The 23,132-nt window shown below is 74.1% G+C and carries 15 protein-coding genes, 1 tRNA gene and 3 pseudogenes; 14 read left to right on the top strand and 5 right to left on the bottom strand.

Features of this window, described 5'->3' with window-relative positions; genetic code table 11:
* Positions 1 to 50: 50 nt before the first annotated feature.
* From RKE29_RS13830 to RKE29_RS13855, 6 genes are all read left to right on the top strand, one after another.
* A complete protein-coding gene (locus RKE29_RS13830) occupies positions 51 to 1,025 on the top strand; it encodes a siderophore-interacting protein (protein ID WP_312005515.1) in 975 nt (324 codons plus the stop codon).
* Positions 1,026 to 1,318: 293 nt separating this feature from the next.
* Complete coding sequence (locus RKE29_RS13835) at positions 1,319 to 2,890, top strand: aspartate aminotransferase family protein (RefSeq protein ID WP_312005527.1); 1,572 nt, start codon at positions 1,319 to 1,321, stop codon at positions 2,888 to 2,890.
* A gap of 116 nt (positions 2,891 to 3,006) precedes the next feature.
* Positions 3,007 to 4,494: a lysine N(6)-hydroxylase/L-ornithine N(5)-oxygenase family protein gene (locus tag RKE29_RS13840; protein WP_312005516.1), complete on the top strand. Its 1,488-nt coding sequence runs from the start codon at positions 3,007 to 3,009 to the stop codon at positions 4,492 to 4,494.
* A complete protein-coding gene (locus RKE29_RS13845; RefSeq protein ID WP_312005517.1) occupies positions 4,491 to 5,057 on the top strand; it encodes a GNAT family N-acetyltransferase in 567 nt (188 codons plus the stop codon). Before RKE29_RS13840 ends, RKE29_RS13845 begins: the two co-directional genes overlap by 4 nt.
* Before the next feature lie 255 nt (positions 5,058 to 5,312).
* Positions 5,313 to 7,070, top strand: coding sequence for an IucA/IucC family siderophore biosynthesis protein (locus RKE29_RS13850; RefSeq protein WP_312005528.1), 1,758 nt, complete (start codon positions 5,313 to 5,315; stop codon positions 7,068 to 7,070).
* Between the two features lie 180 nt (positions 7,071 to 7,250).
* Positions 7,251 to 8,108, top strand: a complete 858-nt coding sequence (locus tag RKE29_RS13855; protein ID WP_312005518.1) for a methyltransferase domain-containing protein — start codon at positions 7,251 to 7,253, stop codon at positions 8,106 to 8,108.
* Positions 8,109 to 8,234: 126 nt separating this feature from the next.
* On the opposite strand, the gene RKE29_RS13860 is transcribed toward RKE29_RS13855, so the two are convergent.
* Together RKE29_RS13860 and RKE29_RS13865 are read right to left on the bottom strand one after the other, a co-directional pair.
* A complete protein-coding gene (locus tag RKE29_RS13860; RefSeq protein WP_312005519.1) occupies positions 8,235 to 9,731 on the bottom strand; it encodes a carboxylesterase family protein in 1,497 nt (498 codons plus the stop codon).
* Between the two features lie 101 nt (positions 9,732 to 9,832).
* The gene (locus RKE29_RS13865; protein ID WP_312005520.1) at positions 9,833 to 10,468 is read right to left on the bottom strand and encodes a TetR/AcrR family transcriptional regulator; all 636 of its coding nucleotides are present in this window, start codon (positions 10,466 to 10,468) and stop codon (positions 9,833 to 9,835) included.
* Between the two features lie 1,525 nt (positions 10,469 to 11,993).
* Here RKE29_RS13865 and RKE29_RS13870 point away from each other — a divergent pair.
* Positions 11,994 to 14,183 (top strand): annotated as a pseudogene (locus RKE29_RS13870) (SpoIIE family protein phosphatase); the annotation flags it as partial.
* A gap of 208 nt (positions 14,184 to 14,391) precedes the next feature.
* On the opposite strand, the pseudogene RKE29_RS13875 reads toward RKE29_RS13870, so the two are convergent.
* Positions 14,392 to 14,709: pseudogene (locus tag RKE29_RS13875) on the bottom strand (MarR family winged helix-turn-helix transcriptional regulator); the annotation flags it as partial.
* 15 nt (positions 14,710 to 14,724) lie between these two features.
* Here RKE29_RS13875 and RKE29_RS13880 point away from each other — a divergent pair.
* A pseudogene (locus tag RKE29_RS13880) lies at positions 14,725 to 15,054 on the top strand (Ohr family peroxiredoxin); the annotation flags it as partial.
* 145 nt (positions 15,055 to 15,199) lie between these two features.
* A tRNA-Arg gene (locus RKE29_RS13885) sits at positions 15,200 to 15,272 on the top strand.
* Positions 15,273 to 15,320: 48 nt separating this feature from the next.
* On the opposite strand, the gene RKE29_RS13890 is transcribed toward RKE29_RS13885, so the two are convergent.
* Positions 15,321 to 16,955: a tyrosine-type recombinase/integrase gene (locus RKE29_RS13890; RefSeq protein WP_312005521.1), complete on the bottom strand. Its 1,635-nt coding sequence runs from the start codon at positions 16,953 to 16,955 to the stop codon at positions 15,321 to 15,323.
* Positions 16,952 to 17,587, bottom strand: coding sequence for a helix-turn-helix transcriptional regulator (locus RKE29_RS13895; RefSeq protein ID WP_312005522.1), 636 nt, complete (start codon positions 17,585 to 17,587; stop codon positions 16,952 to 16,954). Before RKE29_RS13895 ends, RKE29_RS13890 begins: the two co-directional genes overlap by 4 nt.
* Positions 17,588 to 17,712: 125 nt before the next feature.
* On the opposite strand from RKE29_RS13895, the gene RKE29_RS13900 reads away from it, so the two are divergent.
* The 5 genes from RKE29_RS13900 to RKE29_RS13920 all read left to right on the top strand — a co-directional run bounded on the left by RKE29_RS13900 (position 17,713) and on the right by RKE29_RS13920 (position 22,874).
* Entirely contained in the window at positions 17,713 to 17,943 is a 231-nt protein-coding gene (locus RKE29_RS13900; protein ID WP_312005529.1) for a hypothetical protein, read from the top strand.
* Between the two features lie 199 nt (positions 17,944 to 18,142).
* Positions 18,143 to 19,105 (top strand): hypothetical protein, encoded by a 963-nt coding sequence (locus RKE29_RS13905; protein ID WP_312005523.1) that lies wholly within the window; start codon positions 18,143 to 18,145, stop codon positions 19,103 to 19,105.
* Between the two features lie 198 nt (positions 19,106 to 19,303).
* Positions 19,304 to 20,185: a DUF2637 domain-containing protein gene (locus tag RKE29_RS13910; RefSeq protein ID WP_312005524.1), complete on the top strand. Its 882-nt coding sequence runs from the start codon at positions 19,304 to 19,306 to the stop codon at positions 20,183 to 20,185.
* 494 nt (positions 20,186 to 20,679) lie between these two features.
* Positions 20,680 to 21,135, top strand: coding sequence for a hypothetical protein (locus RKE29_RS13915; RefSeq protein WP_312005525.1), 456 nt, complete (start codon positions 20,680 to 20,682; stop codon positions 21,133 to 21,135).
* Positions 21,132 to 22,874, top strand: a complete 1,743-nt coding sequence (locus RKE29_RS13920; protein WP_312005526.1) for a relaxase/mobilization nuclease domain-containing protein — start codon at positions 21,132 to 21,134, stop codon at positions 22,872 to 22,874. The genes RKE29_RS13915 and RKE29_RS13920 overlap by 4 nt, the downstream gene beginning before the upstream one ends.
* The last annotated feature ends 258 nt before the right edge of the window (positions 22,875 to 23,132 follow it).

A 23,132-nucleotide genomic window follows, 5' to 3' on the forward strand; every position in this document is an offset into this window, starting at 1 on the left:
CCCGCGCCCCGCGCCCCGCGCCCCGCGACAATCCGAAGGGAACCCCTCCCATGACCACCGCAGCATCCCCCGCCGCGACCGCCGTCCCCTTCCGCTTCTTCAACCTGCGGGTCGTGCGGCGGCAGGCCGTCGGCCACTCCATGGTCCGCATCACCTTCGGCGGGCAGGCGCTGGGCGACTTCGCGGCCGGGGGCCGCGACCAGCGCGTCAAACTCTTCCTGCCGCACCCCTACCAGGACACGCCCGTCGTGCCGACCGAGGCGGGCGAGGAGTGGTTCGCCGAGTGGCGGGCCATGGACCCGGCCGTACGCGGCATCATGCGTACGTACACGATCCGCGAGCAGCGGCACGAACCGGACGAGCTGGACATCGACTTCGCGCTGCACGGCACCGGCCCGCAGACCCCCGCGCCCGGCGTGAACGGACGCGCCGCCGGACGGACGGCTGCGCCTCGGACGGCGGACGGACGGGCGTCTGACGGGCGGGCGGCGAGCGGGCCCGCGGCGCGCTGGGCCGCGCGCGCGGAGCCCGGCGACCGCGTCGTCATCCTCGGGCCGGTCGCCGCCGACAACGCCGGCGTGGACTTCCGGCCCCCGCCCGGCACCGACTGGGTGCTGCTGACCGCCGACGAGACCGCGCTGCCCGCCGTCGCCGGCATCCTCACGTGGCTGCCGGCCGGCACCCGGGCCAAGATCTGGATCGAGGTCCCGCACCCCGAGGACATGCGGGAGCTGCCCACCGACGCCGACGCGGAGATCACCTGGCTGGTCCGGGACAGCGTCCGCGGGTCCCGCACGGACCTGGCGCTCGACGCGGTACGCGCCGCCGACCTGCCCGCCGGCGTCCCCTACGCCTGGATCGCGGGCGAGTCCGCGACCGTACGGGCCGTGCGCCGCCATCTCGTCCGCGAGCGCGGATTCGACCGCAGGGCCGTGATGTTCACCGGCTACTGGCGGCAGGGCGCGACCGAGGAGGACCTGGTCGAGGAGGTCGTGTCCGGCACCGGGCCATCCGACGACGACTGACAGATTTCGATATCTGTCATCCATCAAGTGTTACGGGATGGCTGTCATCTGCCATCCGTTCGGCCGCTGTCGCCGACCGCCGGCCGCCGGCGTCCGGCTTCCACCGCCCCACCGCACCACCCCGCACGCCCGACCACGGCCACAGCCACGGCCGCCACCGGCACCCGCACGCCGTCGGGCCCGCCCCGCGGCGCCCCTACGCGCGTCGTTCGCCCGCCACTCCCGTGGTACCGCCCGCCGCGGGGCCGCGCCGCCGCACCAGAAGGGACGATCACGTGAGCTTCCTCGCGCGCATCGCTGAGGACCCGTCTCCCGAGCCCGTATCCGCGCAGGCGGAGACGGGCGGCAGAGCCCACCTGTTCAACGACCGCACGACCGAGCGCTACCGGCGCTCGGTGGCCGACGGCGTGGGGCTCGTGGCCGCCACCGTGGCCCGGACCGCGGCGCCGTTCACCGGCGTCTCCCCCGCCCGGCTCGCCCCCGACATCGCCGCGGTGGACCTGGAGCGCCCGCTGGGCGACTCCGCCGCCGCCCTCGCCGAGCTGGAGCGCGTGTACCTCCGCGACGCCGTCTACTTCCACCACCCCCGCTACCTGGCCCACCTCAACTGCCCGGTCGTCATCCCCGCCCTGCTCGGCGAGGCCGTCCTGTCCGCCGTGAACTCCTCCCTCGACACCTGGGACCAGAGCGCGGGCGGGACGCTCATCGAGCGCCGCCTGATCGAGTGGACGGCCGGGCGCCTCGGCCTCGGCGACGCGGCGGACGGCGTCTTCACCAGCGGCGGCACCCAGTCCAACCTGCACGCCATGCTCCTCGCCCGCGACGAGGCCTGCAAAGCGGTCGAGAAGGAGGCCGCCACCGCGCCCGGCGGACCGCCCCCCAAGGCCGAGATCCTGCCCCGGCTGCGCATCCTCGCCTCCGAGTGCGGCCACTTCAGCGTCGCCAAGGCCGCCGCCATCCTGGGCCTGGGCTACGAGGCCGTCATCCCGGTCCCCTGCGACGACCGCCGCCGTATGCGGCCCGCCGCGCTCGCGCGCGAGCTGGACCGCTGCCGCCGCGAGGGCCTGGCCGTCATGGCCGTCGTGGCCACCGCGGGCACCACCGACTTCGGCAGCATCGACCCGCTGCCCCGGATCGCCGACCTGTGCGCACGCGCGGGAACGTGGCTGCACGTGGACGCCGCGTACGGCTGCGGTCTGCTGGTCTCCCGCCGCCGCCACCTCCTGGACGGCATCGAACGGGCCGACTCGGTGACCGTCGACTACCACAAGTCCTTCTTCCAGCCGGTCAGCTCCAGCGCCGTCCTGGTCCGCGACCGCACGACCCTGAGCCACGCCACCTACCACGCCGACTACCTCAACCCCGCGCGCAGCGCCGAGCAGCGCATTCCCAACCAGGTCGACAAGTCGATCCAGACCACCCGCCGCTTCGACGCGCTCAAGCTGTGGCTGACGCTGCGGGTGATGGGCGCGGACGCGGTCGGAGAGCTGTTCGACGCGGTGGTCGACCGCGCCGCCGAGGCCTGGGAGCTGCTGGCCGCCGACCCGCGGTTCACGGTCGTCACCCGGCCGCAGCTGAGCACGCTGGTGTTCCGCTACGTCCCGCCGCCCGCGCGCGCGGTGAGCCCCGCCCTGGTGGACCGGGCCAACCTCCACGCGCGCGAGGCACTGGCCGCCTCCGGAGAGGCGATGGTGGCCGGGACCGTGGTCGACGGCGCGCACCACCTCAAGTTCACGCTGCTCAACCCGGAGACCTCCCTGCACGACATCGCCTGTGTCCTCGACCTCCTCGCCGGGCACGCCGAGCGGTACCTGGCCGAACACGCCCCGGCCGAAGCCCGGCTGCCCGCACCCCGCGCGAGCTGACGCCCGCCGCCACGCGGCCCGCCCGCCCGGCCCCGCTGGCTGCCGGTCCGGCCCGCCGCGCTGCTCCCCTCACCGCCCCGTACCTGTGCTTCCCGCCCGGACCCCCGGAGACCCACGTGTCCACCCCGCACGACTTCATCGCCATCGGCGTCGGCCCCTTCAACCTCGGCCTGGCCTGCCTCACCGAGCCCGTCGCGGAGCTCGACGGCCTGTTCCTCGACGCCCGGGCGGAGTTCGACTGGCATCCGGGCATGCTGCTGGAAGGCAGCACCCTCCAGACGCCGTTCCTGTCCGACCTGGTGACCCTGGCGGACCCGACCTCCCCGTACTCCTTCCTGAACTACCTCAAGGAACGCGGGCGGCTGTACGCCTTCTACATCCGCGAGAGCTTCTATCCGCTGCGCGCCGAGTTCAACGACTACTGCCGCTGGGCCGCCGCCAAACTCCGCAACGTGCAGTTCGGGCAGCGGGTCGACTCGGTGGAGTACGACGAGGCCGAACGGGTCTACCTCGTGCACGCGGAGGAGACGGCCACCGGCCGGCGGCGCACCCACCTCGGCCGGCGGCTGGTGCTGGGCACCGGCACCCCGCCGTACGTGCCCGAGGCCTGCCGGAGCCTGGGCGGGGACGTCGTGCACAACTCCCGCTACCTTCAGGCCAGGCCCGCGCTGCGGGAGAAGGACAGCATCACGGTCGTCGGCAGCGGCCAGAGCGCCGCCGAGATCTACTACGACCTGCTCCAGGACATCGACACGCGCGGCTACCAGCTCAACTGGATCACGCGCTCGCCGCGCTTCTTCCCGCTCGAATACACCAAGCTCACCCTGGAGATGACCTCCCCGGAGTACGTGGACTACTTCCACGCGCTGCCGCCCGCCACGCGCGAGCGGCTGAACGCCTCGCAGAAGAACCTCTACAAGGGCATCAACTCCGAGCTGATCAACGCCATCTTCGACCTGCTCTACACCAAGAGCCTCGCCGGTCCCTGCCGCACCCGCCTGATGACGAACACCGCGCTGCGCGCGGCCTCGTACAACGCCGCCAGCGGCACGTACACACTCGGCCTGCGGCAGGAGGAGCAGGGCCAGGACTTCCTCCTCGCCACGCGCGGGCTGGTGCTGGCGACCGGCTACCACTACCAGGTGCCGGACTTCCTCCAGCCCGTCCGCCACCGCATCGCCCGGGATTCCGCGGGCCGCTTCGCCGTCGCCCGCAACTACAGCGTGGACACGGCCGGAGGCGAGATCTTCGTGCAGAACGCCGAGTTGCACACCCACGGCTTCGCAGCGCCCGACCTGGGCATGGCCGCGTACCGCAACTCGTGCATCATCCGCGAGATGCTGGGCCGCGAGCGGTACCCGGTGGAGCGGTCCATCGCCTTCCAGGACTTCGCGGCACCCGCGGAGACCGAGCCGCCCGCGGAGACCGGGGCGCCCGCGGAGACCGGGGCGCCGGCGGAGACCGGGGCACCCGCGGCAGCGGGAGCGCCCGCGCGGGCGGTGGTTTCCCGTCAGGCCGCGTCCGGGGCACCGCCCGCCGACCCCTTCGAGGTGTGCTCTCCAGAGGAGCCGCACGCCGCCGCGCCGGAGGGCTCGTACTCGTGACCGGGATCGTCTTCGCTCGGAGGGACGACCGGCTGGGCGAGTTCGCCGTGCGCCGCCTCGACCCGGCCGCCGACGCCGCGCTCGTGCACGGCTGGGTGACGCATCCGAAGGCGGCCTTCTGGCTGATGCAGGACTGCGACGTGGCGGCGGTCGGGCACGCGTACCGGGAGATCGACGCGCACCCGCACCACGAGGCCTTCATCGGACTGTACGAGGGCCGCCCGGCCTTCCTCGTGGAGCGGTACGACCCCGCACGGGTGGAGCTGGCCGGGCTGTACCCCGCGCGGGAGGGCGACATCGGGATGCACTTCCTGTGCGCGCCGGCCGACACGCCCCTGCACGGCTTCACCCGCGCGGTCATCACCACGGTGATGGAGCTGCTGTTCGCGGACCGGGCGGTGCGCCGGGTGGTGGTCGAGCCGGACGTGCGCAACACGGCGGTCCACGCGCTCAACGCGGCGGTCGGCTTCGAGGTGGCCGGCGCCGTGGCGAAGCCGGAGAAGGACGCCCTCCTGAGCACCTGTACGCGTGAGCAGTACCGCGCCGCGGTGGCGGACGGATGACAGGGGACGGGAGCCGGCGAGGGGACGGCACGGGACACCGAAGCACGATCACTTAAGGAGTGACAGATTTTGACAATCCAATTTCCGATCCCGGCCGACACCCCGATCCCGGCCGGATCCCCGGCCCAGGCCGACTCCGCAGCCCCGGCGGGCACCTCGGCCCCGGCCGACCCCCGGGCCCAGGCCCCCGCCCCGACGCCCCCCGCCGTCCCCGGCCTCACCCCCGCCGCCGCCGTCGCCCACCTCACCCCGGGGCTGTGGGAGCGCGCCACCCGCCACCTGCTGCGCAAGGCCCTGGCCGAGTTCGCGCACGAGCGGCTGCTCGTCCCCGCACGCCTCACCGGCCGCGGCCACTACGCCGTACGGAGCGACGACGGCTCGACCGAGCACCGCTTCGCGGCCCGCGTGCTGGCCCTGGACCACTGGCACATCGACGCGGACAGCATCGCGCGCCACAGCACGGCGGACGGGGCCGAGCTGCCCCTGGACGCGCTCGGCTTCTTCGTCGAGCACCGCGCCGCGCTGGGCCTGTCGGACCGCGTGCTGCCGGTGTACCTGGAGGAGATCAGCTCCACCCTGGCCAGTACCGCCTTCAAGCTCGCCGCCCCGCACACGCCCGCCGCCGAGCTGTGCCGCGCGGACTTCCAGCGCGTCGAGACGGGCATGACCGAGGGCCACCCGTGCTTCGTGGCCAACAGCGGCAGGCTGGGCTTCGACGCCGCCGAGTACCGCGCGTACGCCCCGGAGGCCGCCGCCCCCGTCCGCCTGGTCTGGCTGGCCGCCCGCCGGGACCGCGCCGTCTTCACCGCGAGCGCGGACCTGGACTACGACGGGCTGATCCGCGGCGAGCTGGGCGAGGCCACCCTGCGCCGCTTCGCCGCCACGCTGGCCGAGGCCGGGCTGTCCCTGGACGAGGTGCGCCTGATCCCCGTACACCCCTGGCAGTGGTGGAACAAGCTCTCGGTGACCTTCGCCGCGGAGGTCGCGCGGCGAAGGCTGGTCTGCCTGGGGTACGGCGACGACACGTACCTCGCGCAGCAGTCGGTCCGTACCTTCTTCAACACCAGCGACCCCGCCAAGCACTACGTGAAGACGGCGCTGTCGGTGCTGAACATGGGCTTCATGCGCGGCCTGTCCGCCGCCTACATGGAGGCGACCCCGGCCATCAACGACTGGGTCGCCGACCTGATCGCCCGGGACGAGGTGCTGCGCGGCACCGGCCTGTCGGTGATCCGGGAGCGGGCGGCCGTCGGCTACCGCCACGAGACCTACGAGGCCGTCGCGCCGAAGGGCTCCCCGTACCGCAAGATGCTGGCCGCGCTGTGGCGGGAGAGCCCCGTGCCCCGGCTGGCGGCCGGTGAGCGGCCGGCGACCATGGCGTCGCTGCTGCACGTCGACCGCGACGGCGGCTCCTTCGCCGCCGCGCTCATCGCGCGGTCGGGCCTGGCGCCCGAGGTCTGGCTGCGGCGCTACCTGGACATCTACCTCACGCCGCTGCTGCACTGCTTCTACGCGTACGAGCTGGTGTTCATGCCGCACGGCGAGAACGTCATCCTGGTGTTCGACGAGCAGGGCGTGCCGCTCCGGGCGATCTTCAAGGACATCGCCGAGGAGATCGCGGTCACCAGCCCGGACACCCCCCTGCCGGCGGCGGCGGAGCGGGTCCGCGCGCAGGTGCCCGACGGCCTCAAGGTGCTGTCCCTCTTCACGGACGTCTTCGACTGCTTCCTGCGCTTCCTGAACGCCGTCCTGGCCACGACCGGCACCCTGGACGAGGACGGGTTCTGGGCCACCGTCGCCGCCTGCGTCGCCGACTACCAGGAGTCCGCGCCGCACCTGGCCGACCGCTTCGGGCGGCACGACCTGTTCGCGCCGCGGTTCGCGCTGTCGTGCCTGAACCGGCTGCAACTGCGCGACAACCAGGAGATGGTCGACCTCCAGGACCCGGCCGGCGCGCTCCAGCTGGTGGGGACCCTGGAGAACCCGATCGCCCGGTTCGCCCCGGCCCGCTGACGCCTGCGGTACGTCGGCGTCTGCCTCGGGGCGGGCGCCCGGACCGAAAGGGCCGATGATCGCATCATAGGCTTGTTGACCTGGTCGTTTCTGGAGTCGATAGGGGGGGCGAGGCCATCGTGGCGTGCCTACGATGGTGGTGTGACGGGGGAGGCTGCCGTGGGCATGGAGGGTCCCGCTATGACAACCGCACCACAGCCCGTTTCTCCCGGACACGTAGCGGACTACTACGACCGGCTGACCGACCTGCTCGACGAGGCCGCGGAGGGGAACCTGCACTTCGGCTACTGGCCGCCCCCGCACGACGGCAGTTCCCTGGGCGTGGCCGCCGACCGGCTGACCGACCACCTCATCGGCAAGCTCGGCGACGTCTCCGGCGGCCGGGTCCTCGACGTGGGGTGCGGTTCCGGCAAGCCGGCCGTCCAGCTGGCGCGGAGCACGTCGGCCGCCGAGGTCGTCGGCGTCACCATCAGCACCGTGCAGGTCGAGCGGGCGACGGCGCTGGCCCGGCGGGCCGGGGTCGCGGACCGGGTGCGCTTCGAGTGCGCCGACGCCATGTCGCTGCCGTTCCCCGACGAGTCGTTCGACGCCGTATGGGCGCTGGAGTGCATGCACCACATGCCCAGCCAGGCGCAGGTGCTCGGCGAGATCGCGCGCGTGCTGCGGCCCGGCGGGCGGCTGGCGGTCATGGACCTCGTGCTGCGCGGGCAGGCGTCGGAGCAGGACTCCGACGCGTACGACCGGGCCCGCCCGGTGTTCGCGGTCTCGGGCCACACCGAGCTGGCGGAGTTCCCGCGGCTGGTCTGCGGGGCGGGGCTGCACCTGGAGGAGATGGCCGACCTGGGGGACGACATCGTTCCGCCGTCCATGGAGGGGCTGCGGCAGGCCGTCTGCGACAAGCGTGAGGACTTCGCGGCGGCATTCGGCATCGAGCTGGACAAGTTCGACGCCTTCGTCAAGGAATGTACGCAGATCGGGCAAGGGGACAACCTCGGCTACGTGGTGCTGACCGCGAAGCGCCCCGGTCGGCGTCCGTAGCCCGTTCCCCCCACTGAAGGCGCCCTGCCGGAGCGCCCTTGCTGCGGCGTCCGCCGACGACGCGTCCGCCGACGACGCTCCCGCCGCCGCCGGACGCCGCGCGGGCCCGGGCTGCCCGGGACGTCCTCACTCCACCCCGGCGAAGTGCCACCAGGTGCTCGACGGCCAGTGGTGGCCGTCCCAGGCGGCGCGCTCCAGCGGATGCGGGTCGTCGGCCACGTACGGCCCGTCCGGGTCGAGGATCATGATCGCCCGGCGGGCGGTGGTGTAGGGGGGCCACTCCGGCAGCCCGGCGGCGGCCGGCGCCCGCCCGGTGGCGAACGCGCCCCATAGGGCGTGCAGCTGCCCGGCCGGCCCGTCGCCGCCGGCCCATACCGCCGTGCCGTCCCCGCCGTGCGCCGCGCGGAGCAGGTCGGCGAAGGGGGCCATCACGGCGGCGAGCCCGGTGAACGGGCCCTCGTAGCGGGACCGCCACACCGGCGCGTGGGCCGACTGGGTGTCGGCGAGGCGGGCGGTGGGGACGCCGTAGCGCTCGTCGCTCATCACGGCGACGCGCAGCCGCTCGGGGTCCCGTGCCAGCTCGGGGCGGCTGGCGGCGTAGGCGGCGAGGATCGCGTCGCGGTGCGCGGGGCCGAGCTGCTCCTCCAGGACCCGGTCGGCCTGTTCGGCGGCGTCGGGCACGGCCAGCTGGTAGAGCGCGCACTCGTCCACGCAGGTCTGGGCGAGCAGCGGGACGCCCGCGGCCGAGCCCGCGGCGATGGCGTCCAGGGGCGGGCCGGTGAGGGCGAGTCCGTCGACGGCGGGCCGCCAGACGAAGGCTCCGCGCAGCCCGCGCGCGATGGCCGTCTGCGCGGCGAGGATGTCCTGGGCGGGTACGTCGCGAACCCGCGCGGGCACGCCGCCCAGCTCGCGGAAGAAACGGCGGGCGACGTTGGCGGCCTGTTCGGGCGTGGCAACGTGGTCGGCCCCGCCGCTGGAGGAGGCGGCGCGGTGCACCAGGCCGCGGGCCAGCGGCGAGGCGAGCAGGTTGGCGACGGACTTGGCGCCCGCCGACAGGCCGTAGACGGTGACCCGGCCCGGGTCGCCGCCGAAGCCCGCGATGTTGTCCCTGACCCAGCGCAGGGCGGCGATCTGGTCGTACAGCCCGTACGCGCCGGTGTGCTCCTCGCCGGCCAGGGACAGGTAGCCGAGCGCGCCCAGCCGGTAGTTGAAGGTGACGACGACCAGGCCGTGGTCGCGGGCGAAGGCGGCGCCGTCGCCCGCCATGTCCGTACCGCTGCCGCTCTGGTAGCCGCCGCCGTGGATCCACACGAGCACCGGGTTGCGCGACGCCCCGGCCGGGGCCGTGACGTTGAGGTACAGGCAGTCCTCGGACGGGGGCGGCAGGCCGGGCACGGTGCCGCCGAGGAAGCCCGCGGTGTCGGGCGGCGGCTGAAGGGACGGCGGCCCGTAGGCGACGGCGTCGCGGATCCCGGCCCACGGCTCGGCGGGCTGCGGCGGTCTCAGCCGCAGCGGGCCCACGGGCGCGGCCGCGTAGGGGATGCCGCGCCAGGCGAGGACGCCGTCGGAGACTTCCGCGCCGCGCACCTTGCCCGCGGCCGTGGCCGCGATGAGAGTCGTCATCCTGATCCTTCCCCGTCACGGCGGGTGCGGGCCGCCGCTCGGTCGATACCGTCAGTCCGCCGGAAGGGCCGCCCGGCCCGCGCGTGCGCCGCCCGCGGGGCTCACCGGGCGCCGCCCGAGGTGGCCAGCACGCCGCGCAGCACCTCCGCGGCACGCGCGGGCGACACGCCCGCCATGACGAGCCCGGCGATCGCCGCCCGGGACCCGTCGTCGTCCCATTTCCGGAGGTTTACGCTTTCGAGCAAGGAGAAGGTGACCGCCGCGAGCGCGTCGCCGAGCACGGGCGCGGGCAGGTGGGTGGCGAAGACGCCCGCGGCCTGTCCCCGTTCGAGCAGCCGCGTGGTGTGCTCGGTGGCGGGGTCCGCCAGCTCGCGCACCCGGTCGTGGCCCAGGTCGCGGCGGGCCAGGGCGAGGAGCATGCGGTAGCGGTCGCCGACCTTCCAGATCTCCAGCTTGAAGCGGGCCAGGGCGTACTCCGGCGGGTCCGCGGGGCGGGTCGCGGCCGCCACGGCGCCGCGCAGGGCTGCCGACGCCTCGTCGGCCAGGGCTTCGAGCAGCGCGGTACGGCCGGGAAAATGGCCGTAGAGCGTGCGCCGCACCACGCCGGAGGCGCGGGCGATCTCGTCGAGCGGCGACTCCGGGTTCCGGCTCAGCTCACGGCGCGCCACCTCCAGGATGCGCGCCCGGTTGGCCTGTGCGTGGCGCCGCTGCGGCGCGGGCGGGGCGGGCGTCGTCATCGCGGGACCTTCCTCGGGTGGCACCGGCCGGGCTGGGCCACCTTATTTGCACGTTGATGAGCAAGTAAAGGCCGCCTGGAGCGAACCGCGCCTCCCACGCGGGCACGCGGGACGTACGCGAGGACGCCGGGCGGCTCGGGGGCCGGTTGCGCGCGGCGGGCAGGGCGCACGGGACGTCAGGTGAATCAGCGTGGTGACGAGCCCTGCCGTTACTGCCGGTAGAGAGGTACGGTTCGGGAGCCCGCCGAGCCCGCCGCCGCTCGCCAACCGAGCGGCGACACCTCACCGGCCCGCCGATACGGACGGCCGGCGACCCGCCGCGCGCGGCGCCCGAACCCATGGCGCCGGCCGGCGGATCCCCTCGGTCGGCAACGATCCCGTCCTCTTGCGCCCCTATATAGTTACTAAAGATGATTTACAAGTCCTGCCGGGAGTCCCGACTGCCGGAGCGGCGCGGCGCACCGTCTCCTTCCCAGGCCGGGCCGATCGGAAGGCGAGGTCGGCCGTGAACCCGAGGCGCGATCCCAGGCGTGACCACGAGCACGACCCCGGGAGTGACCACGCGCGGGAGCGCGGGCGCGGTCTCCCGCGGGCCGGCCGCCACGGGCCGGGGCAGGACCGCCGGCCCCCGGCGCCCGGCCCCGACCCGTCCCCCCGGGACCTCGACCCGTCGCCCCGGGACCTCGACCCGTCACGCGACCGCGACGCGTCCCGCGACCGCGACGCGTCCTGTGACCCCGACCCGGCCCGCGACGTGAACCCGGCCCCCGAGACGGCCCCGGACCCCGACCCCCGGCAGGCCCCCAACCCCCAAACCGCGCCCGCCCCCCAAACCGCCCCCGGCCCCGAGACCGCCCCCGGCCCCGAAAGGCACCCGGACCCGCGGCACGCCCGGGCCGACCGGCTGCGGATGCTCGCGGCCACCAGCGCCGGGCGGGGCGACGTCGACGTCCTCCTCGCCGGCCTGCTGCACGCGACGGCCGACCTCGGCGGCCTCGGCGGCATGGCCCACGTGCGCGCCCAGGGCATCGCCTGGAACCTCGCCCTGGTGGTGAGCAACGGCCTGCCCGGCGCCTTCACCCAGGTCTGGGAGAGCGTCTCCGAGCGCGACACCTCCGCCCCGGCGCGGGCCGTCCGCGAGGGCCGCTTCGTATGGGTGCCGGCGATCGACACGCCCCAGCAGCCGTTCGGCCGCGAGCCGGCCGCGCCCCGCCCGTCCGGCGTGCCCGCGGACGCCGGCATGGCGGCGGTGCCGTTGCCCGGCCCGGACGGACCGCTCGGCGCCCTGTCCGTGCTGACCCTGCCCGGCCACGAGCCCACTCCCGGCCAGCGGGCGTTCCTGGAGGAGGCCGCCCGGTGGGCCGCCTCCCGGCTGCGGCTGGCCCCGGCCGCGCCGGACGGCCTGTCCCCCGCGCTGCTCCAGCCGCCCCGGCGCGGCTCGGGCCGGCACCAGGCGCTCAAGGCGGTGACGCTCGGTACCTGGGAGTGGGACCTGCACACCGGCGACATGGTCTTCGACGAGGCGATGCTGGACGCGTTCGGCGCCGACCGGGACCGGTTCGACTGGCACATCGAGACCCTGGCCAGCCTCATCCACCCCGACGACCTGCCCTGGGTGCTGGCCGAGACCGACCGTGCGATCCGCGCCCGCGCCGCGCTGGAGATCGAGTTCCGGGTGCGCCGCTCGGACCGTACGTACGGCTGGCTGCGGCTCCGCGGCCGGGCGGTCCTCGGCGAGAACGGCGGGACGGCCGGCTTCACCGGTACGGCCTGGGACGCCTCGGAGAGCCACGCCGCCCTGGAGTCGGTGGGCCGCGCGCTGCGGCACATGAGCGACGGCTTCCTGTCCGTGGACGCCGAGGGCCGGATCGGGTTCGTGAACGTGGCGGCCGAGCGGCTGCTGGGCTCGGCCGCCGACGTGGTGGGCCGGCTGCTGTGGGAGGTGCCCGCCCTGCGCGGCGTGCCGGACCTGCGGGAGCGGTGCCGCAAGGCGGCGGCGGGCGGCGTGCCGGCCGGGTTCGACACGCGGTGGCCGGACACCGACCGCTGGTACCACCTGCGGCTGGTACCCGTACCCGGCGGCCTGACCCTGTACGTCGCCGACGTCACCGAGCGGCACCGGCGGGAGGCCGAGGAGCGGGCCGCCGCCGACCGGGCCGCCCTCATGGCCCGGCTGACCCGCGCGCTCGCCGAGGCGGCGACCGCGCAGGACGTGGTCGCCGCCGTCGCCGACAAGGTCCTGCCGCCCTTCGACGCGGCGAGCATGGCGATCCTGACACTGGACAACGACCGCCTGAACCTCGTCGGCTCGGTCGGCCACTCGGCCGCGTACCAGGAGCGCGTGCACGGCATGCCGGTCGTCCCGGCCACCCCCGTCGGCGAGACGCTGCGCACCGGCGCCCCGCTGTTCATCGCCTCGCCAGGGGAGCTGGCCGCGCGCTACCCGGAGACCGGGGAGTTCCCGGCGGCGGGGCGGCGGAAGGCGTGGGCGTTCCTGCCGCTGACCGCGTCCGGGCGGGCCCTGGGCGTGTGCGTGATCGCCTTCGACCGCCCGCGCCGCCTGGGCGGCGACGAGCGGGCCCTGCTCACGGCGCTCAGCGGCCTGACCGGGCAGGCGCTGGAACGCGCGAGCCTGTACGACGCGGCCACCACCCGCGCGCAGGCCCTCCAGCGCGCCCTGCTGCCCCGCCGGCTCCCGGAGCTGCCCGCCGTGACCGCGGCCGCCCGCTACCTGCCCGCCGGGCGCGGCGCGGACGTGGGCGGCGACTGGTACGACATCATCCCGCTGTCCGCCGACCGGGTGGCCCTGGTGATCGGCGACGTGATGGGCCACGGCATGGCCGAGGCGGCGACCATGGGCCGGCTGCGCACGGCGGTGCACACCCTCTCCGACCTCGAACTGCCTCCCGACGACATCCTCGGGCACCTCAACGACCTGGTCAGCGACCTGGGCGACGACTACTTCGCCACCTGCCTGTACGGGATCTACGACCCGGTCACGTGCGAGTTCGCCTACGCGAGCGCCGGCCACCCGCCGCCCGCCACCGTCCACCCCGACGGCACGATCGCCTTCTCCGCCCCGACCGCCAACCCGCCGCTGGGCGCGGCCACCCCGCCGTTCGAGATCACCGAGATCCAGCTGCCCGCGGGCAGCCTGCTGGCCCTGTACACCGACGGCCTGGTGGAGTCCGCCACCCGCGACGTGGACGAGGGGCTCGCCCAGCTCGCCGCCCTGCTGGCCACCGCCCTGGACGAGGGCCGCGCGGACGAGCTGGACGGGCTGTGCGACACGGTGACCACCGCTTTGCTGGCCCCGCAGGCCGTCACCGCCGACGACGCCGCCCTGCTGATCGCCCGCACCCGCCGCCTGGCCCCGGACGACGTGGCCACCTGGTCACTGCCGGAGGACCCGGTCGCCGCGGGCCAGGCCCGCGACCACATCCGCCGCCAGCTCGCGGCCTGGCGCCTGGACGGCGACCTGACCATGACCACGGAACTGCTGGCCAGCGAGCTGGTCGGCAACGTCATCCGGCACGCCAAGGGCCCCATCCGGCTGCGCCTGCTGCGCAGCCGCACCCTGATCTGCGAGGTCTCCGACGGCAGCCCCACCACCCCGCACATCCGCCGCGCCACCGCGACGGACGAGGGCGGGCGCGGCCTCCAGCTCATCGCCGCCCTGGCCCAGCGCTGGGGCACCCGCTACACGCCGCAGGGCAAGTGCATCTGGACCGAGCAGCCCCTGCCGCAGGACNGCCGCAGGGCAAGTGCATCTGGACCGAGCAGCCCCTGCCGCAGGACGCGCCCGCGCCTCCCGGGCCCCCGGAGGACCCGTCCCCCTGAGGCAGCGCGGGCAGCGCCGAGCCCGGCAGAACCGTCGGCCGCGGCCCGGCAGGACGGCAGCCGTAAGGCGAGCAGCCGGCGGATCAATCGCCGGACAGCTCGCCGACGGCGGCGTCGAGCGCGGCGGTCAGCCGGTCCAGACGGGCCCGCAGGTCGCCGATGCCGGCCGGGTCCAGCCCGCTGGCGACGGCGATACGGCGCGGCACCTCCAGCGCCCGCGCGCGCAGCGCCAGCCCCTCCCCGGTGGGCCGTACGGTGACGGACCGCTCGTCCTCCGTACTCCGCTCGCGCCGTACGAGCCCCGCCGCCTCCAGCCGCTTGACCAGCGGAGACAGCGTCCCGGAGTCCAGCCGCAGGCGCTCCCCGATCCGCTTCACCGGCAGCTCGCCGTGCTCCCAGAGGAACGGCCGCCTGGCCTGGCGCTGATGCCCCCCGCCCTGGGCGGCACCGGCGAGGGCACCAACCCGGAACAGCTGTTCGCCGCCGGCTACGCGGCCTGCTTCGCCAGCGCCCTGGGCCTGGTCGGCGGGCAGGCGAAGGTCGACACCGGCGACGTGTCGGTGACCGCCGAGGTCGGCATCGGCAAGGACGACACCAGCTTCGGCCTGACGGTCACCCTGCGCGTGGAACTGCCCGACACCATCCCGACCGCCACCGGCGAACAGCTCGTCCAGCAGGCCCACCAGGTCTGCCCGTACTCCAAGGCGACCCGGGGCAACATCCCCGTCCACCTCGTCGTCGAGTAGCCCCGCGGAACCCCGCGGCCGCCGCCCCGCCACCACCCCCGCATCCGCTACCCTGTCCTGGGCCGCCCTTGTGGCGGCCCAGGGCCTTGTTCGGCACGGACGGGAGCACGCCCGGAGCTTTCGCCCCCGCCCTCCGCGAGGCCGCGCCTCAGTAGCTCAGGGGATAGAGCACCGCTCTCCTAAAGCGGGTGTCGCAGGTTCGAATCCTGCCTGGGGCACAGCTTCAGATCTGCTCTGACCAGCAGGTTCCCAGATCGGCAGAACCGTCAGGCGGCCTCGGACTCCTCGTCCGGGGCCGTCTGCGTGAGCGGTGCGTGAGCGGACGGAAGACCACCGGCCGGTTCTTCGCGGGATTCGGCGGCACCGCCCGGGTCTTCGGCGGGCGGCTGCCCGGTCCCGTACGGCTTGCGGGCGCGGGGCACGAGGCGGGCGGCGGCTTCGGCGATGGTGCGGTCGACCTCGGGCAGGAGGCTGGTGTACGTGTCGGCCGTGATCGTGATGGAGGAGTGGCCGAGCATCTCCTGGATCGCTTTGAGGTCGGCTCCGGCCGCATGGGCGAGGGTGGCGGCGCCATGGCGCAGGTCGTGCAGGCGGATGGGCGGCAGACCCGCCTCCTCGGACAGCTCCAGGAAGCGGCGGGTGACGGTGGCCGGGTGGAGCCAGGCGCCGTTGTCCTGGGTGAAGACCCGGCCGGTCTCGACCCACGCGTCGCCCCACTCCTCGCGGGCTCGGTCCTGCCGCTCGCGGTGGGCTCGGAGTACGTCCACGGTGCCATCGTCCAGGGCGATGGTGCGGACTCCGGCGCTGGTCTTCGGATCGTCCTCGTAGACCTCCCAGCCGTCCACGACGAGTTGCTTGGCGACCGTGATCCGCTTCGCCTTCAGGTCGGTGTCGGTCCACTGCTGGCCGCAGCCCTCGCCGCGCCGCAGCCCGCGGAAGGCGATGAGGTGGAAGAGCGCGTACAGCGGGTCGGTCTCGGCGTGGTCGAGGAAGGCCCCGGTCTGCTCCGGTGTCCAGACCATGACCGGCGAGGGGCGTTCGCCGGTGCGCTGCCAGTGCTCGACGCGTTCGTCGGTCCACACCAGGGCCTTCGGCCGCCTGCCCGCGTCCAGTTCGATGTGGGCGGCGGGGTTGAAGGTGATGAGCTGCCGCTTGATGGCCACGTTCAGTGCCGCGCGCAGGGAGGAGCGGATGCGCTGGCGGGTGGACGCCCCCACGATTCGACCGTAGGGCGCCATCTGGGCGATGTGCTCCTTGAGCGCCTTGCGCCGAGCCCGGTTGTCGCGGCCCTTCCAGGGGATGGTGCCGAGTTCGGCCACGGCTGCGCGCCGAGCGGCGTTGTTCTCCGCCGTCTGCACGCTGGCCTCGGCGATGGCCTCGAACGCCTCGGTGAGGTGGCTGGTGCGCAGGCGGTCCAGCCGCAGGTGCCCGAGCCTCGGTTTGAGGTGCACCCGGATGATGCTCGCCTCGCGGCTGATGGAGGAGGGCCTGCCCTTCTTGCCCGCGAGCCAGGTGTCGAGCCATTCGCCGACGGTGATGCGTACGGTCAGGTCCTGGCCGGTGTGCAGGCGGCGGCGGGTCTCTTCCACGTCGGGCAGCGGCGACTTCTCGTCGGCCACCTTCTCCAGCAGGGCCGCGATGCTCTCCTGGCCCTCCGGGTCGTCGGCCTCGGCCAGGCCCAGCAGGGCGCGGACGTGGTCGAGGTCGGCCTGGGCCTCTTTGAGGGTGGGGTAGCCCGCGCGGTTGAAAGAGCGGCGGGAGCCGTCGGGGCGGGCGGGGAGTTCCTGGCGTATGGAGTAGGTGCCGTGCCTGCGGGTGCCCGCGAGTTTGGGGCAGGATTTCCCGTACGGTTTGCCGTCGGCGTCGCGGCAGTAGCAGCGGCGGTAGGTCGAGCCTTTCACGTAAATCCCTTCTCGTCGTTTTCGGTTTGCGCTGACGTCGGATCAATGAACGAGATCTCGGGCATCAGTTGAGGGAGGGGGAGGCTGAAAATGCGCATGGACGTGCGGACCCGGCGGAGGTCTTCCAGCGCTCGGGTGACCTGCTCTCCGGAAAGCCACGGGGCCATGGAATCCCCATCGGTACGCGAATCCTGGTCCTCTTCGTCGCGTGGCCGCTGATACCAGGCGTTGAAGATCACACGGTTCGCTCTTTCATGCGCTCGGAAGAGGTCGCACAGCTTGCGGTGCCACGAGTCCTTTTCGCCGGTGGCCCAGGTGAAGGCGGTCCAGGTCTCCGTCGGCTCACCGGGCAGCGCCTTCACCTGGGCGGCGTGGTCCAGGGGGAAGAGCAGCCACAGGGGTGGGACCTCCAGCGCTTTGCCCAGGACGAGGAGGTCCGCCACGGTCAGGGTGGACCGGCGGCCGGATTCCAGATTGGCGATCACATTGCGCGGAATGGGGTGGCCGAGGTCGTCGCAGGCATCGGCGAGGTCCTGCGCGCTCATGCCCAACTCCTTTCGGCGGCGGCGGACTTCCGCGACCACCGCCGCCGTCAGTTGCGCTGACCACTCTCGCAAATCGTCCTGTGTCATTTCAACACATTAGCGTTTGCCACCCTCGTAGTGGATTCGGCGCCACGCCCGGAGCCGCCCCTGTCGTATCCACACACCGAGGAGATCTTTTGCGTACTGAACACTGCGCCCACGCCCATCAGGGCATGAGCCGCGCCGAGTTGCTGGAACTGCCCGCCGCCATCGACCTGGACACCGCCAACCGGGCGCTGGGCCTGGGCCGCAGCAAGGGCTACGAGCTGGCCCGCCGGGACCTGTACCCCTGCCGGGTGCTGCGGCTGGGCCGGAAGTACCGCGTGATCACCGCCGACCTGCTGCGCGTGCTCGGCATCGACGCTCCGGGCTCTCGACCGGCCCAGGCAGCCGATGTCGCCTGACCACAGGGCCTTTGCGAGCGGCGGCCCGGCCGGGACCAACCGGCCTGGCGGCCGGGGCCTGGTCTGTGATCAGGGTCTCTGCGGCGGTGGTCGGTCGTTCCGGACTCAGGTGGTAGGTTCGCTGATCCACGAACTCAATAGGGTGACCCCGGCAGCGCGGCAACGCTCCGGGGTCCGGCACAAGGAGCAGAACCTCCTCATGCAGATCCATCGTAGCCGCCATGTACGCGGCTACACCGTCCTGCCCAACGCGCTTCTACAAGATCGGCGGCTGTCCTACACCGCCCGCGGCCTGCTGGCCGACCTGCTCTCCCGCCCGGACGGGTGGCGGGAGGACGGTCGGCAGATGGCCGACTCCAGCCCCCAGGGCCGTACCGCCATCGCCAAGGCCCTGCGGGAGCTGACCCGGGCGGGGTACTACCGGGTGGAGAAGGTCCGCCAGGCCGACGGGACCTTCGTCAGCGTCGCCCACGTCTTCGACACCCCGCAGCCGACCGCTCCGGGTCGCGTCCTTCCGGTCTCCGGTCGCCCGGCAGCCGCCCCGCCCGGCACCCACCCCGTAAAGAACCCAGGGAAAGAACCCTCCCTCCCCGTCCGGCAACCGGTCGCCGAGCCGCACGGCGGCCAGGGCACCGGGCCGACCGCCGGGGAGGGCGGGAAGGACGCTTCATCCCGCACCCCTGCCCCCGTCGGCGCAGGTCGCGCCGACGAGCCGGGCGTACCAGAGGCGGTCGCCGCGCTGTACCGGGTGATCCGGCCCGAGCCCCGTCTGCGCCTGGGAGCGGCGGAGGCGCAGGCGCTCGCGCCGCTGGTCACGGCGTGGCTGGAACAGGGGCGCAGCGAGCACGACATCGCCGCCGCCGTGCTGCCGGGCCTGCCCGCCCGTGTCCACGCTCCGGCCGCGCTGCTGCGCGACCGGCTGACGCGCAAACTCCCGCCCGCCACGCCGAAGGCCCCTGTCGGCGCGGTGTCGCCCCGGTGGCGGGAGTGCCCGGACTGCGGCGACCCCATGCCCCAGACGGGCGCCTGCCGCCCGTGTGAGGGCCTGACGCCCCGCCCGGTGAGGGCCGGCACCGGCCAGGCGGCCACCGCGCGCGGCATCGCCAGGGTGAGAGCCGCCCTCCGCCCCGCCACCCCGCGCCCGGTGCCCGCACACGCCTGAGCAGCCCCGCCCCGGGCCTGCCACACCCCGCACCGCTCCGCTTCCCCCCGCTCGCCCCTGCCCCTGCCCGGGCGGGCGCCACCGCCTCCCCTTGCCATGCCTGGAGCCACCTTGCCCACCGCCGCCCATCCCCTCCCGCCACGGGAACCCGACCCCCTCCTCCCCAGCCGCCGCCCGGCACGACCGTGGGACAGGTGGGTGATCGCGATCCTGGGCGCTGCCGGGTTCGCTCTGTCCTACGACGCGCTGCGGCAGATGGCTGTCGCCACCCATGTCCGGCCCGCGCTGACCTACCTGTTCCCAGTCGTGATCGACGGGTTCATCTTCTACGGGGTCCGTGCCCTGCTGGTGCTGCGGGGCGCGCCGCTGCACGCCCGTGCCTCCGCCTGGCTGCTGTTCGGTACCGCGACGATCGCCAGCGTGTGGGCCAACACCCAGCACGCCCTGAACCTCAACCGGCCCGGCGCCGTCGACCTCCATCTCGGTGACAGGGCGGTGACGGTGCTGTCGGCCATCGCCCCGCTCGCCCTGGCCGGGGCGACCCACCTGTACATCGTGATCGGCCGCTACGGCACCACACCCGCCAACCCGGCCACGGCCACGTCGTCCGCAACCTCCGCCAGGGTTCCGTACGACACCGATCAGCACACCGGAAGCCCCTCCCGGGTTCCGGACGGTGCCCAGGAGCGGGTGCCGCTCACCGCACCCCCGCCACCGACCACCGCAGTCGCCACTCCCGCCGACGAGCCCGCCGACGCCTCACGCCCGGATGCGGACGCCGAGGGCAGGCAGGCAGCGGCGCAGCCGGAGCGGGAGCTCAACGGTGCAGGCGAGAGCCCCGGGAAGGGTTACGGACCGACTCCGCAGCCGAGCCCGGGTGGCCGCCCGCCCCTGGCCTCCCTCGACCAACTGGTCGCCGTCATCAGCGCGGCTCACCCCGACCCGGCCACCCTCACCCGGGGCAGCGCCCGCAAGGCCCTCACCCGCGCTGGAATCGGGGCTGGCACCGAGCGCCTGACCGAGGCCATCACCCAAGTCCGCCAACGCGCCCAGGCCGACCACCACCCCGAACCGGACTGACCCCGCAGGCAGCCGCTACCCACACCGCAAGGGTTCCGGACAGCAGTCGCCACCCGGCGGACCGGCTGCCGGGTCCGGCCATCACCCGGGCCGGACCCGGCAGCGGCGCCGAACCCCTTCTCCCGATCACCGGGGAAACCCCCGCGTTGCAGTCCCCGTCGCCCTTGAACGCCCCGTAGGAGAACCCCATGACTGGCCAGTACGACGACCACCGGCCTCACTTCGAGCACCGCACCAGCAGCCCCACACAGCCAACTACCCTGGTCGGCAGCGATGCTGAGCTACGGTGCGCAGACAGCGGAGCCAGCAAGAGCCTGCGACCGCCCTACGGGCGTTCGCAGGCGCAGGCCCCCGCCCAGGGGGGCGGGGAAGGTCCGGCGGGGGCGCCGGACCAGCACCCGGTCGCGGCCGGGGGCAGCCGCGACCAGGACGACCAGGCCCCGCCCGAACAGCCCCCTTCTCCCACGGCCGCAGCCACGACGAAGCCGCGTGCTGTGCGTGCCTCCGCCGCTGCCGCCGCACACCGCAAGCCCAAGCGCCGTCAGCGCGATGCCGTGCTGAAGAAGCAGGACCGTGTCACCGTCCGCTTCGACCCCGACGAGAAGCAGCAACTGCGGGCCCAGGCCCGCGCCGCCGGCCTGTCGCTGGCCCACCTGATCGCCCGCCGGGCCCTGGCGGGCGACGGCACCGCTCCCGCAGGCGTGTTGGCCCTGATCCAGCGGATGGACGCGGCCATCGACGAACTGGCCGCCACGCGCACCGAGCTGGGCGCGTGGGGCAACAACCTCAACCAGGTCACCCGGCAGCTCAACATGAGCGCGCCCCTGCCCGTCGGCCCCGCCGCCGCCTTCGTCCGCGCCGCCGACCGCATCCTCCCCCGCGTCGGTGAGCTGGTGGAACAGGTGGACGACGCCGCCCACCACCTCGCCACACAACGGGCACGGGGGTGATCGCGAGCATCAGCCGGGGCGAGCGCACCCGCGGCGTCCTGGCCTACGTCTACGGCCCCGGCGACGAGGACGAGCACACCGACCAGCACACCGTCGCCGCCTTCACCGACCTCCTGCCCGACCCCGGCCGCGCCCTCGACTTCCACCAGGCCGTCACCCGCCTGGCCAAGATCCTCGACCTGCGCGTCGTCCAGGCAGGACGCCGCGCGCCGAAGGACCACGTGTGGCACTGCTCCGTACGCGCCGCCCCCGAAGACCGGCACCTCACCGACGCCGAGTGGGAGCAGATCGCCCGCCGGGTCCTCGACGCCGCCGGGATCGCCCCCACCGGTGATCCGGACGGCTGCCGGTGGGTGGTCGTCCGGCACGCCGAGGACCATGTGCACATCGTCGCCACCACCGTGCGGGCCGACCTCACCCAGGCCCGCACGCACCGCGACTGGCACCGCGTCATGGACGAACTGACCCGCATCGAACAGGACTACGGCCTACGCCAGGTCGACCGGACCAGCGGCGGAAAACGCACCACGGCCAAGCGGGCGACCCGCGCCGAAGTCCACAAGGCCAAGCGCCAGGGCCAAGGTGAGACCTCCCGCGAGCGGCTGCGCACCGCCGTCCGCGAATCCCTGGCCGGAGCCGTCAGCGAGGAGGAGTTCCTGGCGGCTGTGGCCGGGCACGGGGTGCGGGTGAAGATCCGCCGCCTGCCTTCCGGCGACGCCCAGGGCTACTCCTTCGCCCTCCCCGGCGAACGCAACGCCCAAGGCCAACCCGTCTGGTTCCCCGGCAGCCAGCTCAGCCCCGACCTGTCCCTGCCCAAAATCCGCGCCCGCCTCGCCACCGGCGCCGACCAGCCCGGCGACACGGTCCGCACCGCCAGGTCAGCCAAGCCCGCCCTCCAGCAGGCCGGGCACCTGGCCGAACAGACCTTGCGCGCACTCCACCACGGCACCGCCGGGCCACGGCCAGGCAAGGGCACGCTCTGGGCGGTGTCGGCCGGATTCGGCGAGGTGCTGGACGCGTTCGCTTACACCCACTACGGCACCGGCCGCAACGAACTGCGCCAGGCGGCCAGGGCCTGGGGCCAGATCGCCCACGCCCATGAGCAGGCCGCCGAAGGGGAGATGCGCGCACTGCGCTCGGCCGCACGCACCATCCTGGCCGGCGGCCCCAGCCTCGGCCGGGGCACGGACACCAGCGCCGCCCTCGCCCTCATCGACACCCTCCTCCTGATCGTCCTTACCCTGTACCGCCGCCACAAGGCCCAAGGCCACCGCCAGCACGCCCGCACCGCCCGCGCCACCGCCGACCACCTCCACACCGCCGCCACCCGCGCCACCACACCCCACCTGACCGTCCTCACCACCCACGGACGGCGTCTGCCGCTCCCAGTACGAGACCGGCTGGCCGCCGCCGTCCACCACGCCCTCCCCGCCGACCTGGCCACCCGCATCCTCACCACACCCGGCTGGCCCGCCCTCGCCGCCACCCTCAGCCAAGCCCAGGCCCACGGCCACGACCCCGCCACGCTCCTGCGCCAAGCCGCAGAAGCGCGTGAGCTGGACTCGGCTGAAGACTCAGGAGCGGTACTGACCTGGCGCATCCACCGCGACACCGACCTCCCACCCCTCCCAGCCACCACCCTGCGCCAGGCCAAACGCACACCCACACCCACCGCCCCCGCCACCACCTACCGACCTCCCACCCCAACCGCGCCCCCGGCCCCCGGCCGCCGTCGTTGACCCGCGCCCCTGTCCCACGTGCCTGCGGCAGCTCCGGCACAGAGGTCGGCTTGGGATAAGTGCCGTCGGTGCTCTAGCAGCAGCTCAGGGCTGCTCGTTTCCACATCTTTTCCGGAACCCGCCGCGTCGCCGATCTTGAAGCCCCCCGCGTCGAGGCGCGGGCCGCTCCATGAACTGCGCCACATCTGCGTCTGTTGCATGGTCATCGAGGCAAACAACGGCGGCGACTACTACTCCAGCTGTAGATCGTGATCTTGC

The organism is Streptomyces sp. B1866 (genome assembly GCF_031932565.1).
Lineage (GTDB): Bacteria > Actinomycetota > Actinomycetes > Streptomycetales > Streptomycetaceae > Streptomyces.

Coding starts and splice junctions, on each gene's coding strand:
- RKE29_RS13830 (WP_312005515.1), top strand. CDS start 51: ATGACCACCGCAGCATCCCCCGCCGCGACCGCCGTCCCCTTCCGCTTC.
- RKE29_RS13855 (WP_312005518.1), top strand. CDS start 7,251: ATGACAACCGCACCACAGCCCGTTTCTCCCGGACACGTAGCGGACTAC.
- RKE29_RS13860 (WP_312005519.1), bottom strand. CDS start 9,731: ATGACGACTCTCATCGCGGCCACGGCCGCGGGCAAGGTGCGCGGCGCG.
- RKE29_RS13865 (WP_312005520.1), bottom strand. CDS start 10,468: ATGACGACGCCCGCCCCGCCCGCGCCGCAGCGGCGCCACGCACAGGCC.
- RKE29_RS13895 (WP_312005522.1), bottom strand. CDS start 17,587: ATGACACAGGACGATTTGCGAGAGTGGTCAGCGCAACTGACGGCGGCG.
- RKE29_RS13900 (WP_312005529.1), top strand. CDS start 17,713: ATGAGCCGCGCCGAGTTGCTGGAACTGCCCGCCGCCATCGACCTGGAC.
- RKE29_RS13905 (WP_312005523.1), top strand. CDS start 18,143: ATGCAGATCCATCGTAGCCGCCATGTACGCGGCTACACCGTCCTGCCC.